Source organism: Paenirhizobium naphthalenivorans (genome assembly GCF_007992095.1).
GTDB classification, from domain to species: domain Bacteria; phylum Pseudomonadota; class Alphaproteobacteria; order Rhizobiales; family Rhizobiaceae; genus Allorhizobium; species Allorhizobium naphthalenivorans.
Genome location: NZ_BJZP01000023.1, coordinates 37089 through 55569 on the forward strand (window position 1 = coordinate 37089; position 18481 = coordinate 55569).

The window sequence follows — 18481 nt, forward strand, 5'->3', positions numbered from 1 at the left end:
TATCTCATTGCCAGCGGATAATCGTTTTGCACCTGCATCAGGCGGGTAGGGATCAAAGCGACATGATGCTTCCGGAAATCAAGCTGCATGGTGACGTCGATGTCGCCGCGCTGTCACCACTTCTTCGCGGCATGCTTCTTTCGGTTGCCTATGCTGACGGTGAGGGGGGCATAGGATTGACGGCAACCGGCGCCATGAACCGCAAGTTCGTGCATTGGGCCGCTGTTAACTTCCTCTGGCCCGACTTTACAGCCGAAGATCTCTACAGCATGCACAAGGTGCTCAATGAACGCGACATGCCGCCACTCTGGGTCGTGCGCGACATGACCCGTCATCTGAAGCTGTTGCGTCGGAAAAAGGATGTGCTGCTGCCAACCAAACGCGGCCGGGAGTTTCTGCTGGACCCGAACGCCTTCTTTGATCTGATCGCCACGGATTATCTCTATTCCTATGTCCACGACGCCGAACGGGAAGAGGAGGTCCGAGCACGGCTACGCTGGTGGCGCGCAGAACCGCCACCATCTCGTTTTTAGGGTTCACATATTGGCGTAGACCGGCCCTTCGCCGCCTTGTGGCGGCACCCAGTTGATGTTCTGGTTGGGGTCCTTGATGTCGCAGGTCTTACAGTGCACGCAGTTCTGCGCGTTGATGATGAAGACGTCCTGACCGTCCTTCTCCACCCACTCGTAAACCCCGGCCGGACAGTAACGTGTCGACGGGCCGGCATAGACATCATGCTCGCAGCGCTTCTGCAGATCCATGTCCCTGACATGAAGATGCACCGGCTGGTCTTCCTCATGGTTGGTGCCCGACAGGAACACCGATGACAGGCGGTCGAAGGTCAGAACACCATCCGGGCGCGGATAATCGATCTCTTTGTGTTTTGCCGCAGGCTCAAGGCTCTCAGCATCCGTCTTGCCGTGTTTCAGCGTGATGGGTGATGTGCCGAATATCTGGTTGATCCACATATCCAGAGCACCAAGCCCGACGCCGATTGCCGTGCCGAACCGCGACCACAGCGGCTTGACGTTGCGAACGCGCTTCAGATCCTTGCCGATATCGCTGGCGCGCCATTCGTTTTCGATCTCGATCACCTCGTCATTGGCGCGGCCGCTGGCAATCGCCTCGGCGATCTTGTCTGCCGCCAGCATGCCGGACAGAACCGCATTGTGGCTGCCCTTGATGCGCGGCACATTGACCAGACCGGCCGAACAGCCGATCAGCGCACCGCCCGGGAAGGTCAGTTTCGGCACGGACTGATACCCGCCTTCGGTGATGGCGCGGGCGCCATAGGACAAGCGCTTGCCGCCTTCGAAGGTTGGCGCAATCGCCGGATGCGTCTTGTAGCGCTGGAATTCCTCGAACGGAAACAGATAGGGGTTCTTGTAGTTCAGGTGCACCACGAAACCGACGGCCACCAGATTGTCCTCCAGATGATAGAGGAACGAGCCGCCACCGGTCTTCATGCCCAGCGGCCAGCCGAAGGAGTGCTGCACCAGACCCGGCTTGTGGTTCTCCGGCTTCACCTGCCAGAGTTCCTTCAGGCCAATGCCGAACTTCTGGACATCCGAGTCTTTCGACAGGTTGAACTTGGCAATCAGCTGCTTGGCCAGCGACCCGCGCACGCCTTCACCGATCAGCACGTACTTACCAAGCAGTTCCATGCCGCGTGTATAGTTCGGGCCGGGCTCGCCGTTTTTCTCGATGCCCATGTCGCCGGTGGCGACACCGATGACGGCACCCTCATCATTATAAAGCACTTCACTGGCGGCAAAGCCCGGATAGATCTCGACGCCAAGTGCTTCTGCGTGGCCCGCCAGCCAGCGGCAGACATTGCCGAGCGAGACGATATAATTGCCGTGATTGTTCATCAAGGGCGGCATGGCGAAGTTCGGCAGGCGGATCGAGCCGGCAGGGCCTAAAAACAGGAACTGGTCGTCCTTGACTTCAGTCTTGAAGGGATGGCCTTCTTCCTCACGCCAGCCGGGCAGCAGGCGATCGATACCGACAGGATCGACCACCGCACCCGACAGGATATGCGCGCCGACCTCGCCGCCCTTTTCCAGAACGACAACTGAAAGCTCAGGATTGATCTGCTTCAGCCGGATCGCCGCTGACAAACCCGCAGGACCGGCACCCACAATCACAACGTCGAATTCCATCGACTCGCGTTCAGGAAAGCGGACAGCTTGATCTGTCATGAGGCTGTGACCGCCTGTTCTAGCTTGGGCAAAATGTCAAACAAGTCCCCGACCAGGCCGTAGTCAGCAACCTGGAAGATCGGTGCTTCTTCGTCCTTGTTGATGGCCACGATGACCTTACTGTCCTTCATGCCGGCCAGGTGCTGGATGGCACCGGAAATGCCAGCGGCAATATAAAGCTGCGGTGCAACCACCTTGCCGGTCTGGCCAACCTGCCAGTCGTTTGGTGCGTAACCGGCGTCAACAGCCGCACGCGATGCACCAACGGCAGCGCCCAGCTTGTCAGCAACCGGCAGAAGAACTTCCTTGAACTTTTCCGACGAACCGAGTGCACGGCCACCGGAAATGATGATCTTGGCAGATGTCAGTTCAGGACGGTCAGACGATGCCAGCGCATCCGATACGAAGGACGAAACGCCCGGGTTGGCAGCAGCAGCAACCGCTTCAACGGCAGCAGAACCACCGGCAGCAGCCGCAGCGAACGAGGCCGTACGCACGGTGACGACCTTCTTGGCGTCAGTTGCCTGTACGGTCTGGATGGCGTTGCCAGCATAGATCGGACGCTTGAAGGTGTCAGCGGACACCACTTCGGTGATTTCCGAAACCTGTGCAACGTCGAGCAGGGCTGCAACGCGTGGCGCAACATTCTTGGCCGATGCCGTCGCAGGTGCGATGATGACATCGTAGGAACCGCTCAGCGATACGATCAATGCAGCAAGCGGTTCTGCCAGCTGGTTTGCGTAGGATGCGTCATCAGCAAGAAGTACCTTGGCAACGCCGGAAAGCTTTGCTGCTTCATCGGCTGCAGCCTTGGCACCGGAACCAGCCACCAGCACATGCACGTCTCCGCCGATCTTGGCAGCTGCGGTCAGCGTCTTTGCTGTCTGGTCGGAAAGGGTTGCGTTGTCGTGTTCTGCCAGAAGAAGAATGGCCATAATAAAATCTCCCTTATCCGTCTCTTACAATACGCCGTCGGCCTTGAGTTTCGATACCAGCTCTGCGACCGAGCCAACCTTGACGCCAGCCTTGCGGCCAGCCGGTTCTTCGGTCTTCAAAACCTTGAGGCGCGGTGCAATATCAACACCGAGATCAGCCGGGGTCTTCTTGTCCAGCGGCTTCTTCTTGGCCTTCATGATGTTTGGCAGCGACGCGTAACGTGGCTCGTTCAAACGAAGGTCGGTGGTGACGATGGCAGGCAGTTTCAGGGAAACGGTCTGCAGACCGCCATCGACTTCGCGGGTGACCGCAACGGAACCGTCCGCGATCTCGACCTTGGAGGCAAAGGTGCCCTGACCCCAGCCGAGCAATGCTGCCAGCATCTGGCCGGTCTGGTTGCTGTCGTCATCGATTGCCTGCTTGCCGAGGATCACCAGATCCGGCGTTTCAGCGTCAACCACGCCCTTCAACAGCTTGGCAACCGCCAGCGGCTCAACCGTTTCATCGGTTTCAATCAAGATGGCGCGGTCAGCACCCATGGCGAGCGCCGTACGCAACGTTTCTTCCGCCTTGGCCGGACCAATCGACACAACAACCACTTCTTCGGCCTTGCCAGCCTCCTTCAGGCGAAGAGCCTCTTCGACGGAGATTTCGTCGAACGGGTTCATCGACATTTTCACGTTGGCAAGTTCAACGCCCGTGCCATCTGCTTTCACGCGGATTTTCACGTTGTAGTCGACAACTCGTTTAACTGCGACCAATACTTTCATAGTGGGTTCTCCTCAGGCCAGCGTGTAGGCGGTCTTCACCGTTGTGTAGAACTCGGCGGCGTGACGGCCTTGCTCGCGGGGACCAAAAGACGATCCCTTGCGACCGCCGAACGGAACATGGAAGTCTACGCCAGCTGTCGGCAAATTCACCATGACCATGCCTGCTTCCGCATTTCGCTTGAAATGCATCGCATGCTTAAGGCTCTTGGTCGCGATGCCCGAGGACAGTCCGAAGGACGTGTCGTTAGCTACTGCGAGTGCTTCCTCGTAATCCTTGACGCGGATAACTGCGGCCACAGGCCCAAAGATTTCTTCGCGCGAGATGCGCATCTCATTCGTCGCTTCTGTGAAAAGGGCTGGTGATAGGTAGAAGCCAGGCGTTTCTCGTTTCAGTAGCTCGCCACCGAAAGCAAGCTTCGCCCCTTCTGCCTTGCCGATCTCGATGTAATCAGTGTCTTGTTTAAGCTGGTTCTCATCGACAACAGGGCCGATATGAGTTCCTGTATTTAGCGCATCACCCACAACCACCCTCTTCAGTCGCTCGCAGACGGCAGCGACAAAGCGATCATGGATGCCTTCCGTCACGATGATGCGAGACGAGGCTGTGCACCGCTGACCGGTGGAAAAGAACGCCGAATTGACGGTAGCCTCCACCGCAACATCGAGATCTGCATCGTCGAGCACAACGAAGGGATTCTTCCCGCCCATCTCAAGCTGAAACTTTCGGTTATGCTCAATAGAAGCGAGCGCCACACGCTTACCCGTCGCGGTAGATCCGGTAAAACTCAATGCATCCACATCTGAGCTGTCGAGCATGGCCTGCCCCACCACTGACCCACGCCCCATAACAAGGTTCAAAACGCCTTCAGGCAACCCGGCCCGCATCAGAATGTCGACTATGGCCCAAGAGCAGCCTGGTACGAGGTCGGCTGGTTTCAAGACAACGGTGTTGCCGTAGCAGAGCGCCGGAGCAATTTTCCATGCAGGGATTGCGATCGGAAAGTTCCAGGGCGTGATTATTCCGACGACCCCAATCGGCTCGCGCGTGACTTCCACTCCGACGCCCGGGCGCACCGAGGGAAGCACCTCCCCCGCAAGCCGCAAGCATTCACCCGCGAAGAAATCAAATATCTGGCTGGCCCGCACTGTTTCGCCAATTCCTTCCGCCAGGGTCTTGCCTTCCTCGCGCGAAAGCAGGCGGCCGAGCTCGTCCTTTCGCGAGAGGATCTCATCTGATGTCTTTCGAAGGATCGCGTGGCGCTCTAGAATGCCGGAACGAGACCATGCCGGAAAGGCAGCCTTCGCCGCAGCTATAGCATCCCGGGTGTCCTCGGCGGAGCCGCGAGCAAACTCGCCAACTACGTCATTGATATCGGATGGGTTCACGTTTTTGGACGCTTCGTTGCCGACCCATGCGCCACCGACTAAGTTCTGGAAAAAAGTCACGATATTCTCCGATATGACTGAAAGTTAAGACGCTGTGGAAGAGCGCTTCGTCCACCGTTCGATAGCCAATCCGACAATACCCTTGCGAAACAGAAGCACGCAGGCGACGAAGATGGCACCTTGGGTGATCGTCACCCAGCTTCCAAAGTCGGCTAAATAATTTTGAAGTGCGACAATAAGAGCCGCTCCGACCAGTGGTCCAAAGAATGTCGCGACTCCGCCTATCAGCGTCATGAGCACCACCTCGCCGGACATAGTCCAGAAAACATCGGTCAAAGAAGCCAACTGGAAGACGATCGCCTTCATTCCCCCCGCCAAGCCGGACAGAACTGCCGAAAGGACGAACAGAGTTAGCTTATGCTTCTGCACCTCGTACCCCATCGAGATCGCGCGTGCCTCGTTTTCACGGACTGCATGCAGCACTCGTCCAAACGGCGAATTCACGATCCTATGGATGACGAGTAGAGAACCGAAAAATATCGTTGCTACCAGGGCGTACATCGATGCGTCACTGCTTAGATCAACGATGCCGAAGAGCGCTCCGCGGGGTATAGCCTGGATACCGTCTTCTCCTCCGGTGAACGGAGCCTGTAGAGCGACAAAGTAAACCATTTGCGCTAGGGCGAGGGTAACCATCGCGAAGTAGATGCCCTGTCGGCGGATAGCCAAGCTACCAAAGACTAGGCCCAGCCCCCCCGCCGCTATTGCGCCGATGAGGATTGAAACTTCGGGAGACATCCCCCAAACCTTTGCAGAATATGCGGTGATATAGCTCGCCGATCCGAAAAAGGCGGCATGGCCGAAGGACAAGAGTCCTCCGTAGCCGAGGAGAAGGTTAAATGCCGCTGCGAACAATGCGAAGCATAGGATCTTCATCGCGAATATTGGATATACGACAAGCGGTGCCATCAAGAGCAGAACGAGTAGTATTCCAAACTTGATAAGCGTGGATGAGCTCGTTTGAAGCCAATTTTTAGAGCCTGCATTTTCCTGTGAAATGATGTTCATAGCCATCTCAAACGCTCCTGCCAAACAAACCTGATGGTTTGATCATCAGGACAATAGCCATGATCACAAAGATCACCGTAGATGCAGCTTCGGGATAGAAAACCTTGGTAAGACCTTCGATAATTCCCAGGCTCAAGCCAGTAATAATCGCGCCGAAAATCGACCCCATTCCACCGATAACCACCACCGCGAATACAACGATAATCAGGTTCGCGCCCATGTTGGGATTTACGGCATATACAGGTGCGGCCAACACACCTGCGAAAGCAGCCAACGCCACTCCAAGACCGTAGGTGAGCGTTATGATCAACGGTACATTGATACCGAACGCCTGCACGAGCTCCGGGTTTTCAGTAGCCGCGCGAAGGAACGACCCAAGTCTGGTCTTCTCGATCACGAGCCACGTCGCGATACATACCAACAATGAGGCGACAACTATCCAACCGCGGTAGTACGGCAGGTATATAAAACCGAGATTTACGCCCCCACTCAACATTGCGGGAACTTGATATGACAAGCCCGACACGCCGTATGCGTTTCTGAACAGGCCCTCTATTATCAATGCGAGACCAAACGTGAGAAGGAGACCGTAAAGGTGATCCAGTTTGTAAAGTCTTGAGAGCAACAACCGCTCAATAATCATGCCCAGAACAGCTACGATCAACGGCGCTATGATCAGGGACGGCCAGTAGCCAATCCCAAGATAATTCAACAACAGCCACGCCATGAACGCACCCATCATGTATTGTGCGCCATGGGCAAAGTTGATGATGTTTAGCAATCCAAATATGATTGCCAAACCAAGGCTCAAAGTCGCGTAGAAGGCCCCGTTAATCAGACCAAGTAACAGTTGCCCGGGCATCGTCAACTTAACGGAATGTGGAATTCGATGTGCGATGACGGGCGATGACAGACCGTGATCCACTCTATCGCCGCCATCGCTTTCCGGCTGAAATCATTGCCCACGCCGTTTGGCTGTATTTCCGTTTCCCTCTTAGCCTGCGGATGGTTGAGGACTTGCTGGCTGCCCGTGGGATCATTGTCTCGCATCAGACGGTCCGGCTGTGGGCGGAGAAGTTCGGCCGGCATTTCGCCAAAGACATCCGTCGTCGCTCATCCGGCCAGCTTGGAGACAAGTGGCACCTCGATGAGGTCGTCATTTCGATTCGAGGCAAGAAGCACTGGCTGTGGCGCGCCGTTGACCAGGACGGATTTGTTCTGGAGGTGCTGGTGCAAAGCCGCCGAAATGCCAAGGCCGCCAAGCGCCTGATGCGCAAGCTCTTGAAGGGCCAGGGACGATCGCCGCGGGTGATGATCACAGACAAGCTGCGATCCTACGCCGCGGCGAAGCGGGAGATCATGCCGGGTGTCGAGCATCGCTCCCACAAAGGGTTGAATAATCGGGCGGAGAATTCTCACCAGCCAGTCCGGCGGCGAGAACGGATCATGAAGCGCTTCAAGTCACAGCGACATCTACAACGTTTCGTCTCTATCCATGACCCGATCGCCAACCTATTCCACATCCCGCGCCACGACATCCCTTCCAACCATTATCGCGAATTGCGTTCAGCGGCGATGAACCTGTGGGCGAAAATCGCCCGAGCATGACCGACGAACTCGACCGGCGCCATGGTTTGCCCTCGTTGCCGTTAAGTTTACGACGCCTTTAACGGCTCGCGGGCGATGTTTTCCGCAAACGACTGCATGGCACCCAGATCGTCGGAGGGATCGGCCAGCAGCAGCGGAATTTCCAAGAGATCCGCGGCGATAGCCTGGGCGGCGCGGCGATGTCCGAAGACGATGATATAGCTGTTGCCGCCCTCCGGATCGAGTTTGACGATCGGTGGCTGAACGACGCCGATGGCCCTGATCGATGCGCACAACAGCGCGTCGGACTGGGGTGATGATTTCGAATGACGGGACCGGTCAGGATTGTCCTTCAGGCTGCGCGGATCGGCTGTAGTCAACTGCATGGGAATTACCTCTTGAGCTTCGGGCGGACGGACTGTCCTTGCCTCATCTTCTTTTCGAAGACATTTCCCGAACCGCAGGGCGGGACGGCGGCTGCAATTGCGCCGGAGCAGACCTGGCTTGCGCGCAAGCGAGGCACACCTGCCTTGCGAAGCACGCTGGCCCGGTCTCGGCGACCGACGCGATTGAGGGAACCGTCAGCCGTTGGACCGTCCTTGCGAACCGGTTTCCGTCTCCTTTTCCCCCCATCTTTTCCTCCCCTTCTCCATTCCCCGACGATGTCATACGATTTTAAGCAATTGCTGCTGAACTCTGGCCATGACAAAGCCGCCGCGCAAAAAATCCCAGCCGCTTTTGCGGGAGACGGACGCTCCGATCCGCTCGCGACCGCGCAAACCACGCGACCCAGCGCAGCCGCAGCTTCCCTTCGACCCGATGCCCGATCGCATCGAACCGTGCCTGGCGCTCTTGAAAGCAAAACCGCCACCGGGACCGGACTGGATCTATGAGATCAAATGGGACGGCTATCGTGTGGCTGTTCACATTGAGCCGAACTCGGTGCGGATCATCACACGTGGCGGTCATGACTGGACCGATAGGTTTCCGGCAATCGCCGCCGCTGCGCGCAAGCTTGGCGTCGGGACCGCCATTCTCGATGGGGAAGCCGTCGTCCTTGATCCAGAGAGGCGTTCGGATTTTGTGGCGCTGCAGCGTTCACTGGGCGGGCGCGGGGGCAGACAAGCGTTGGGCGATGCTATCCTCTACGCATTCGACCTGTTGTATTTCGATGGCCATGACCTGACGAAGATGGAGCTTTCTGGACGTCGTCACCTGCTGGAACACCTGATTGGCGAAAGCAAAGGAGCGATCCGCGTCTCCGAGGTGCTCGAAGCCGATGGCGCGACACTTCTGGCGGCCGCGCGCGAACACGGTCTGGAAGGCATCATCGCCAAGCACCGCGACAGCACCTACCGCTCGGGTCGCCTGGGCGACTGGCTGAAGATCAAATGCATCCAGAGCGACAGTTTCGTGATTGTCGGATACGAACCATCCACCGCGGCACGCGGCGGGATCGGCAGCCTGCTGCTCGCGGCCTACCAGGGTGCTGCGTTCGTCTATGTCGGGTCGGTCGGGACTGGCTTCAAAGAGAAAGAGGCAATGGAACTGCGCCGGATGCTGGACACGCTGAAGACCAGGCGTGCTCCGATTGCGGTCGACAAGAAGGGGGTCGTCTTCGTTCAACCGACACTGATTGCCGAGATCGAATACCGCGCCTGGACCGACGACGGCAAATTGCGACATGGCTCGTACAAGGGCCTGCGGAAGCTGCAGGACAACGCGGCGATCTACAAACTCGCGGATTAGCATCAGCTCGGAGCGTCCGTGTCGCAGCAGACTTGTGCACAACCACAAATTCGAAGCGTAGAAGCAGGTGTCGGACGCTGAATATCTCACCCGACACGGGACTGGTGGTCATGCGGCCTATTGGGACAAAGGTGTGATGATACCTGCAGGATTGGATGTTCGCGGCAGTTGGGGTATGAGGCTGGACCTCACAACTAACCGCGGGTATAACCTTGACAGCATATAACTCTGAGATCATATTATGACAAAGGAATGGGCAGTTCTGCTCCACGACGAGTTCGACCCGGAATTTTCGGCGCTGCCTGAGGAAGTCCAGGACGAAATCTTCGCGGCACTGCCGCTTCTGAAAGCTTATGGTCCGCAGCTGGGTCGTCCATACGCCGATACGCTCAAGGGATCGGCACACGCGAATATGAAGGAATTGCGGTTCAAGGCTGCAGACGGTGTCTGGCGACTGGCTTACGCGTTCGATCCCGAGCGCCGGGCAATCCTTCTGGTCGCAGGCAATAAATCGGGCCGTAGCCAGACGCGGTTCTACAAAGTGCTGATCGCAAAAGCTGATCAGCGATTGACACAGCACCTCGACGCAATGAAGGAGAAAAAGAATGGCTAGATCATTGGATGACGTCCTTCAGGGCCTTCCTGCGAAACGTCGCGAACGGCTCGAACAGCTGGGTAATGAGCGGCTTGAGGAATACCGGACGCTGCAGGATCTGCGCAAGGCGCGCGACCTCACCCAGGTCCGTATGGCCGAAACGCTCGGTGTAAAACAGGAAAATATTTCGCGTCTGGAAAAGCGAAGCGATCTGCTTCTGTCCACGTTGCGCAGTTATGTCGGGGCCATGGGCGGCACCCTGGAACTTGTCGCCCGTTTCCCGGATAGGCATCCGGTCGTCCTGTCCTCCTTGTTCGATGATGATGCAGGGCCTGTCACAAAAAACCCGGCAAGATCTCGTGCCAAAAAACAGCGCTCTGCTGCCTGACTGGCGGCTAAAGAATTGAGGTCCAATGGCAAAAAGTGCCCACGCACTTGAAACCGAAAGGGCGCTCGACCCTTTCGGGGAGCGCCCTTTCCGACCCGGACAGTTTCAAACGCGCGGCAATCGCCACTGCAGGAAACCATCGAAACGGGTGATGACCGATAGATGTGTATGGTCCGACCCCGTTTCAAGTGACGGTGAATATGCCGTTTTCTATGCGGCTTCCTGGCGATCCTCCTCTGTTTCATCGGCGGTTGCCGCAAGATCCCTTTCGATCTCGTCCAGATGGCTCAGTTTGAGTTCGAGCTCGGCTTCGAATGAGAAGCTCTCTCCCAAACGCGGCGTATAGGAGGCGAGACGTCGTTTCGCATCGACGAGCCTATTGCGATGGTTCTCGCGTTCCTGTTCAAACCCGCCAAGCGCATGTTCGAGCCGCGAGATCGCGCCGATCGGCGTGGTGGTGACGGCCAAATCGATCTCGTAGTCTCCACCTGTGCGTTGGAGCAGGGTGTCATAGCGATAACCATCCTTGCCAAACCTCTCGCCATGATAGGCAAGATCGAAGCCGCCGATCGTGGCGATGATCACCTCTTTCTCCTCCTGAAGCTGAACCAGCGTCAGAATCTCTTTCATCAGCGCGCGGCCAGCGAGTTTGCGCTCGTCGAATGTGTCTTCACCGACTTGCATGACAAAGGCGTCGCCAGTTGTCGGGACCAGCCGCTCTATGTCCTTGCCCACATCCTCGATCCGGCGGCTGGAAAGCTCGATGTCCCGTTCGGCGTCACGGATCTGTCGGCGGATCGCGTGCTGATCGTCGATATGGGCGGCCCGCAGTCGGTCGAGACGGGCAATCTCGGCCTCCAGTCCCGCCTTCTGCATCAGCCGCTCGTCGCCGGACGCGATGGCCTTGGCCATGGCAAACTGGTTGGCCTGCCCCTCGCCCATATCCTCAAGCCGTCGAACGCTGGTGTCGCCTGACAGGGCGGCGGCGATGAAACGAGCCTTGCGCTCATTGTTCTGCCACATGGTGGCGTCGAGACTGCCGAGCGTTGCGTAGGCGAAGACGTCGACCTCATCGTGCTGGTTGCCCTGGCGGATGATGCGGCCCTCGCGCTGCTCGATCTGCGATGGCAGCCATGGCACATCAAGGTGATGCAGGGCTTTCAAACGAGCCTGGACATTGACGCCGGTGCCCATGGTTTCCGACGAGCCGATCAGCACGCGCACCTTTCCGGCATTGAAGTTGTTAAACAGCCGCTGCTTGGCGTCCGACTTCTTGTAGTCCTGCATGAAGGCAATCTCAGAGGCCGGCACGCCAAGCCGCACGAGTTCATCGCGCATCCAGCGATAGGCGGAAAAGCCCCGCGTCGCCTCGACATTGATCGTGCCGAGATCGGAGAAGATCAACTGGCCGGCGCCCGGCCGTTCGAACGGCTTGCCGTCCTTGCGACGATACTCCGCCTCTCCGGTTTCCTGCCAGATCCGGTGGGTGTTCGTGACCAGCGCGTTCAGCTTGTTGGCGGTCTCGTTGCCCATCGCCTGATCGACCAGCCGCAGATCGATCGCCGCATGGCGGCCGTCGGTTATGACCGACAGCAGGATGTCGTCGCCGGGCTTGGCCGGGCCATCGCGCATCTCGATCGCCTTGATCCGAGCGTCCAGCTGTTTCTGGTAGGACTTGAAAGCGGCCGTCGGCTCGGCGGTAACGATCTGGCGCTTGCCGCCGGAGACGTCGGGCACCTTCACATAGGTCCTGAGATCCGCTGACAGCACAACGTCGGCAAACGACCGGAACATGGCGATCAGTTCCGGCACATTGACGAACTGGCTGAAGCGGGTGACCGGCTTGTATTTGCCCGACGGCTGCAGTTCGAGTTCGGTCGAGGTATCGCCGAAGGTCGAGGCCCAGGCATCGAACTCATGCAGACCACGTTCCGACAATGCTGCCGGATCCATCATCCGCTGCACGGAGAACATTTCGCCGAGCGTGTTGGTGATCGGCGTGCCCGACGCCAGCACCAGCGCCCTGCCGGGGTTTTTCGTCTCGATGAAGCGGGATTTGACGAACAGGTCCCAGGCCCGCTGCGAGCCGTTCGGATCCACACCGCGCAGCGTCGACATATTGGTGGCAAAGGACAGCTTTCGAAATTCCTGCGCCTCGTCGACGATGATCTGGTCGATCCCGAGCTCCGAGACGGTCAGCAGGTCGTCCTTGCGCGTTGCCAGCGCTTCGAGCCGTTCCTTGTGGCCCTCTTTCATGCGCTCGATGCGCTTGCGCGACAGCCGATCCTGGCTATCGACCTTGACCAGCAGGTCCTCGTAGAGCTCGAGCTCATCCTGGATCATCTGCGCTTCAAAGGCCGAGGGCACCGATATAAATCGGAACGCCGAATGGGTGATGATGATGGCGTCCCAGTTGGCGGTCGCTGCCCGCGACAGGAAGCGTTGGCGCTTGTCCTTGACGAAATTCGTCTCGTCGGCGACCAGGATGCGGGCATTCGGATAAAGCGCCAGGAATTCACGCGCCGCCTGGGCGAGGCAATGGCCGGGCACGACCAGCATGGCCTTCGAAATCAGCCCGAGCCGGCGCTGCTCGATGATCGCAGCCGCCATGGTCAGCGTCTTTCCGGCACCGACGGCATGGGCGAGATAGGTGGCGCCTGCCGAAATAACCCGCCAGATGCCGCGTTTCTGATGCCTATAAAGAGAAAAGGCGCCTGAGGCGCCGGGGAGTTGCAGGTGATCACCGTTGAAAGATCGCGGCGCGATATTGTTGAAGGTGTCGTTATAGACGCGCGCCAGCCGGTCGGTGCGATCTGGATCCGACCAGATCCAGGATTGGAAAGCGGTCTTGATCTTGGCGAGCTTTTCCTTGGCGGCTTCCGTCTCCACCGTGTTCAGCACTCGTCGCTCGGTCTCGCCGTCGCGGACGGTGTCGAAGATCTGCGGGACAGACGAGTTCAGGGCGTCGGAGAGAAGCTGGCCGGCATGGCGGCGGTGCGTGCCCCATTCCGTCGTGCCAGCAGCCGACCATTCGAGTTGACGGGCATTGACCGTCCAGGTCGCCAGTTCCGGCAGGTGGTGGATGGAGATGTCGGCGTCCATCGTCTGTTTGACGAAGGCCACGACGTCACCGGACGGGATCCAGGGCGCACCGAGGCGTGCGGTGATATCCGAGGGCCTGAGATCGGCGGGCTGGACGCGCTCCAGCGCTGCGACGTTGCGCTGAAAGGCCGGATCTAGGTCCGCGGCGGCGCGTGCAGTTACCAGTTTCGAGCGGACTGCGCCGGACAAATAGGCATCTGACATCTGCCAGGAGCCATTGGACGGATCGCGGAAGATTGCGTCCGCCAGCTCGCTGATAACATCCTCAACGTGGAGGTGCAGCAGCTCGGCGACATGATCGAGATCGACATGGCCGCGCTCGTTGAGCACCACGGCGAGCGAATCAAGCGCCGAAGTAATGATAGGTGCCGGAGGCGGAGCGATGACGCGTTCGGTAAAGATCGGCCCGGGCTTGGCGGTGTTGGTCTCGAGATCGTAGTCCTCGATCGAGGCCACCAGCCAGCAATCGGGATCGTCGAGGAAAGGCGCGATATTTGGCCGGCGATGGACCTCCCTGACCTCACCGGTTTCCGGATCCTCCGATGTCGAAACGGAGGTGAAGTTGATCGGGCCGAATTCGCGCACGAAACTCGACCAGGCGATGCGCAGCGCGACCTGCGCCTTTTGCCAGGGCTGGTCGCGCTCCTGAAGCTTGAGGATGAGCCGGACCGCATCGCGGATCGGGATGAGCTTTCGGATGATCAGGGCGTGCTTGGCGAAGATGCCGTCGGTGCTGCGGCCTTTCCTGACTTCGACCGGAACAGCGAGCCCGTCCACCACCTGCATCAGCGCCGTGGCCTTGCCGATGAAATAGCTGCCTTCGCGAACCTTGGGATCATCCGGGCGCTCTGTCATGGCTTCCGCGACTTCATCCTCAAGGGCGAAGTCGATTGTGGAAGCCTCACCGTCATAGACCCCGGCCGGGAGCTGACTGATTGCGGCGTTCAGGTTCGTTTCAAGATCATCACCAATCGGGAGGCATGTGTATGTTTCGCCGAAGGGACCTGTCGTAATCGCATGGCGTCCCAGCACCATCTCGGGATGATCGGCGAACCACCTGTTGATACGGACGCTGTCGCCCTCACCTTCCACCTTTACATCCGCGAGATCGACCCATCTGTCGTCTCCAACCTGCTCGTCGGCGCGGCGCTTCCGGAAGAAGAGGATATCAACGACAACATCCGTGCCCGCGTCTGCACGAAAACTGCCCTCGGGCAGGCGGATTGCTCCGACAAGATCGGCCATGCCGGCGATGTGGTCGCGGGCACGGGCGTCGGCCTTGTCCATGGTGCCGGACGACGTCGCAAAGGCGGCAAGCCCGCCAGGCTTCAGCCGGTGGATGGACTTGGTGATGAAATAGTCATGCAGCCGCAAGCCGAGAGAGCGGAAGGCCGGGTCACTCTTCACCGTTCGGTCGGAAAACGGCGGGTTGCCGATCGCCAGATCGAAATGCGCCGGCAACTCCGTCCGGGCGAAATCGCCTGACATGATCCTGGCCCGTGGTTGCAGCAGGCGGACAATGCGGGCGGTGACCGGATCAAGCTCGATACCGGTGACATGGCTTACCTTGGAGAGAGCATCCGGCATCAGCGCCGGAAACATGCCCGTGCCGATACCCGGCTCCAGGATCCGTCCACCATCGAACCCCATGCGGACCAGGCCCGACCAGATGGCACGAACGATAAACTCCGGCGTGAAGTGGGCATATTGGGTGCAGCGCGCCAGAGATGCGTAGTCCCCTGCCGCGACGGCGCTTTCCAGATTGCCGCCGAGCTCCTCCCAGCCTTTGCGAAATGCCTCGTCGCCCGGACGCCGGAATATGCCGTTGGCCAGGTCCGACGCGCCGAAGCCGGTGAACTTGATCAATCTGGCCTGCTGGTCAGGACGAGCCGGCAGGCCCTGACGCTCGATCTCGTTGGCCAGCAGGATGGCGGCAATATTGTCTCGTGCCCGGTCGCGCCACGATTTTGCGAGACCGCGAGAACCCTCCAGCCGAAAATCGACCTTCGCCCGCGTCTGCGCTTTGGACTTTGGTTCTTTGCGAACATGTGCGGTCAGCGCCGGCGTCGACGGCGGCGGGTCGATATCGGCCCCGAACTCTGCTGCGAAACCCGGCAGGCAGAGATCGAAACCGGATGCGAGAGCTGTATTGCCGAACAGGTCGATGGTGAAAGGATCACTATGCGCCATTGGAAACTCCTGTGAGTGGGCGCGCCGAGGCACACTCGCGGGAAGAAGCGGTGTTGCCAGGCTGCGGATGGTGGAGGTTTGGAAGTGAAGGCTGCCGTCAGGCAGCGATGGTTTCCGGCAAAAGACGGAATTGTACAGGCAGCTTGGCAGCGATCTCCTCGTCGGTCAGATCGTCGAGCAGTTTCCAGATCTTGCCTTCAGCAGAGGGGTAAACGAGCACGATCTGGCGATTGCGCAGATCGGCTGGAAAGCGCTTGTCGGCATAGCCGCGGAAATCCGGACCTGTCGCACTCCAAATATGATCGAGCTTTTCCTGTCGGTTCATGGCGCGCACCGGGCGGGATTCGCGGGCGATGATCTCGGCGCGCATCCGGGCGGGCGACTGGCGATCGCCCAGGTCGCAATAGCCGTGAAACCAGCGGGAGCGATCGTCGATCGTCAGCGCAAAGAACACGCTGGTGACGCTGGCGGCCAGAAACTCGCGCATGGCGAACATGTCCCCGCGATAGAAAAGCGGCGGCAAGATCTCGAACATATGATCGTGGTCCGCTTCTGTGATTTCGAACCATTCGCCGACATAGCGCCTGCCGGAAATACGGTCATCGTCGAATGGCGACTGGCTGTGGCGGTTGAACAGGGCGTACATCTCGTGGCGGGTGGCGACGCCTTCGAATACTTTGCGGATGGTGGGAGGATTAAACATCTGCGGCTCCTTGGGGTTGCGACTGAAGCGAAGCCTGATCGACCTCTCTGTTCAGTCCTTTGATCACCCCTCCTCAGCCGGCGCTTCGCGGGCAGCGGGTCAAGGGCCGCCGTCAGGCGGGCGGCAGCTTCACCCTTGATGCGCTGTCCGCGTATGCGGCAGCTCTCCTCTCTCCCTCCTCTCCTTCAATTCCTCATTCCAATCCTCAGCTTCCGGCCGTAGCCGCGAGAAATCGCAAGCAGCGCGATCTGCCATCTGGCGCAGACGATCGGCAAAAACCTCACCCTGAACATTGTTGTCGGTTGCGGCCACAAGCCACGCGCCCTCCCCCGCCGCTAAGTTTTCCAACGCCTGCGCGGTCAGCGGCGACCAGCCGCCGCCTGTACTGACATAAAGTGTGTCGGATCGTGTCTGCTCGATTGCGGTCAGGCTGAGCGCATCGATCGCCGCCTCCGTCACACAAATCCGACGTGCTGTGTCACTGCCGAAACGGAACAGCGCCTTGGCCCCTCCAGTGGAAAACCCGCGCCAGTCCGGACCGCGCTCCTCCCAGCCGATGACGGTGCCCGCCTCATCGACATGCTTTGCCCACATAGAGCCGTAAGGCCCTTCCCTCAACAAATCCGCTTCGATTGCCACGGAGATAACCTGCCATGGCAACGCCCGGCCCTCTCGAAGGTAGTTCCATGTCGCCGATGCGCGCCACGGCCCTTTCCTGTGGTTCCAGCGGTCAGCGATCGAAGCCATCGTTTGTGTTTGACGGAGAGGCTTCTCCCAGGTCGGTGCGGTGGGCTGAAACGCGACGAGATCGCCGACCACCGCCAAGGCCTCGGCAAAGCCGATCCCGTGGAGATAGCTTGCGAGCGCGAAAACGTCGCCCTTGGCTTCGGATCGGGCGTCGAACCATCCCCTGTCATCGTGGATCACAATGACGATGTCGTCGTCGCGCCGGAATTTGACCGCCCGGCGTGTGCTCTCTTTCCGGTCTATCGCGAAGCCCTCATGGTCAAGGACGGCTGCGCAGCCCACCCGGGCTCGCAGTTCCTCAATGTCATTCTTATTCATTTCGCTTCCTCTGCTTTCTGACTTTTCGGACTGGCAGCGCCCAGGCCGCGAAGATGGAAGCGTGCAAGGGCGCGGTTCGCAATGTGCAGATCTGCCGGACAAGCTCGCGGCGAAGCCTCCCTTGCGCGCGCATCAGCGCAAGCGGCACGCCTTCCCGTCGAAGGGGTGATCGGCTCAATGAGCCGATCCATAGGCAAAGGGGTCATATTCGTTGATGATGGCGTCTTCATCGCCGTCATACTCGGCGGAAGGCATGACGCCGATCTCGCCATCGATTTCGAAGAGGGTGACCGGGACCATTAGGGTCCGGGCAAGATCGAATGCGTGGTTTTGTGCGAGGCTGAGATCCGACATGTGAGGCTCCATCCGGTGGCGGGGCCAATCCCCGCTCGATGGCGTCCGTTTGATCCGGACCCGGCCGCGGTCACCTCGGCGGCGCAGACAGAGAGGTCGCAGGAACTGCGAACCCCTTGTGGGTTGACCGTCCAAGGTCGGGATTGGATTAGGGATGCCAGACAAGAGAGCTGGGTTGGCAACGCCAATGGTTGGAGCAGATTGGTATTCGATCTCGCCGCACTGACCTTCGTCCAGATCATCCGGACTGCCATCAACCGGAATGACGTGAAAATAAGGAACGGCTTTGTCTTCCAATGGGAGACTTCGGCACAGGAACAGCGTTCGCTTTGTCGGCCAGGTGATCATCGATCGCATCAGTGCGACGGCGCGCAGGTTGAACCCTTG

Annotated in this window: 15 protein-coding genes and 1 pseudogene; 5 read left to right on the forward strand and 11 right to left on the reverse strand. The window is 59.0% G+C overall.

Annotated elements, in window-relative coordinates; all coding sequences use genetic code 11:
* Positions 1–65: 65 nt before the first annotated feature.
* Positions 66–506: pseudogene (locus RNA01_RS18275) on the forward strand (hypothetical protein); the annotation flags it as partial.
* Between the two features lie 30 nt (positions 507–536).
* Here RNA01_RS18275 and RNA01_RS18280 read toward each other — a convergent pair.
* Genes RNA01_RS18280 through RNA01_RS18305 form a run of 6 tightly spaced genes read right to left on the reverse strand, consistent with a single transcriptional unit; the run spans position 537 to position 7223 of the window.
* Entirely contained in the window at positions 537–2201 is a 1665-nt protein-coding gene (locus RNA01_RS18280) for an electron transfer flavoprotein-ubiquinone oxidoreductase (protein ID WP_082186145.1), read from the reverse strand.
* The gene (locus RNA01_RS18285; protein WP_062654024.1) at positions 2198–3136 is read right to left on the reverse strand and encodes an electron transfer flavoprotein subunit alpha/FixB family protein; all 939 of its coding nucleotides are present in this window, start codon (positions 3134–3136) and stop codon (positions 2198–2200) included. The genes RNA01_RS18280 and RNA01_RS18285 overlap by 4 nt, the downstream gene beginning before the upstream one ends.
* A gap of 24 nt (positions 3137–3160) precedes the next feature.
* A complete protein-coding gene (locus RNA01_RS18290) occupies positions 3161–3907 on the reverse strand; it encodes an electron transfer flavoprotein subunit beta/FixA family protein (RefSeq protein ID WP_082186144.1) in 747 nt (248 codons plus the stop codon).
* 12 nt (positions 3908–3919) lie between these two features.
* A complete protein-coding gene (locus RNA01_RS18295) occupies positions 3920–5353 on the reverse strand; it encodes an aldehyde dehydrogenase family protein (RefSeq protein ID WP_046802312.1) in 1434 nt (477 codons plus the stop codon).
* Between the two features lie 24 nt (positions 5354–5377).
* On the reverse strand, positions 5378–6361 hold the full coding sequence (locus RNA01_RS18300) for a branched-chain amino acid ABC transporter permease (RefSeq protein ID WP_082186308.1): 984 nt from the start codon (positions 6359–6361) through the stop codon (positions 5378–5380).
* 7 nt (positions 6362–6368) lie between these two features.
* On the reverse strand, positions 6369–7223 hold the full coding sequence (locus RNA01_RS18305) for a branched-chain amino acid ABC transporter permease (RefSeq protein WP_147181641.1): 855 nt from the start codon (positions 7221–7223) through the stop codon (positions 6369–6371).
* 44 nt (positions 7224–7267) lie between these two features.
* Between RNA01_RS18305 and RNA01_RS18310 the strand changes: the two genes are divergently transcribed.
* Entirely contained in the window at positions 7268–7969 is a 702-nt protein-coding gene (locus RNA01_RS18310) for an IS6 family transposase (protein WP_147181620.1), read from the forward strand.
* Positions 7970–8016: 47 nt separating this feature from the next.
* Here the strand turns inward: RNA01_RS18310 and RNA01_RS18315 are convergent, their stop codons facing one another.
* Positions 8017–8334: a ParB N-terminal domain-containing protein gene (locus tag RNA01_RS18315; protein WP_235916758.1), complete on the reverse strand. Its 318-nt coding sequence runs from the start codon at positions 8332–8334 to the stop codon at positions 8017–8019.
* 316 nt (positions 8335–8650) lie between these two features.
* On the opposite strand from RNA01_RS18315, the gene ligD reads away from it, so the two are divergent.
* The 3 genes from ligD to RNA01_RS18330 all read left to right on the forward strand — a co-directional run bounded on the left by ligD (position 8651) and on the right by RNA01_RS18330 (position 10680).
* Entirely contained in the window at positions 8651–9697 is a 1047-nt protein-coding gene (gene ligD, locus RNA01_RS18320; protein ID WP_147181621.1) for a non-homologous end-joining DNA ligase, read from the forward strand.
* Between the two features lie 241 nt (positions 9698–9938).
* Positions 9939–10310 (forward strand): type II toxin-antitoxin system RelE/ParE family toxin, encoded by a 372-nt coding sequence (locus RNA01_RS18325; protein ID WP_147181622.1) that lies wholly within the window; start codon positions 9939–9941, stop codon positions 10308–10310.
* Positions 10303–10680: an XRE family transcriptional regulator gene (locus RNA01_RS18330; protein ID WP_147181623.1), complete on the forward strand. Its 378-nt coding sequence runs from the start codon at positions 10303–10305 to the stop codon at positions 10678–10680. Before RNA01_RS18325 ends, RNA01_RS18330 begins: the two co-directional genes overlap by 8 nt.
* Before the next feature lie 210 nt (positions 10681–10890).
* Here the strand turns inward: RNA01_RS18330 and RNA01_RS18335 are convergent, their stop codons facing one another.
* From RNA01_RS18335 to RNA01_RS18350, 4 genes are all read right to left on the reverse strand, one after another.
* Entirely contained in the window at positions 10891–15972 is a 5082-nt protein-coding gene (locus RNA01_RS18335; RefSeq protein WP_147181624.1) for a helicase-like domain-containing protein, read from the reverse strand.
* Between the two features lie 97 nt (positions 15973–16069).
* Complete coding sequence (locus RNA01_RS18340) at positions 16070–16675, reverse strand: DUF1419 domain-containing protein (RefSeq protein ID WP_147181625.1); 606 nt, start codon at positions 16673–16675, stop codon at positions 16070–16072.
* Positions 16676–16804: 129 nt separating this feature from the next.
* A complete protein-coding gene (locus RNA01_RS18345) occupies positions 16805–17740 on the reverse strand; it encodes a DUF3991 and toprim domain-containing protein (protein ID WP_147181626.1) in 936 nt (311 codons plus the stop codon).
* Positions 17741–17914: 174 nt separating this feature from the next.
* A complete protein-coding gene (locus RNA01_RS18350; RefSeq protein WP_113552888.1) occupies positions 17915–18094 on the reverse strand; it encodes a hypothetical protein in 180 nt (59 codons plus the stop codon).
* Positions 18095–18481: the final 387 nt, after the last annotated feature.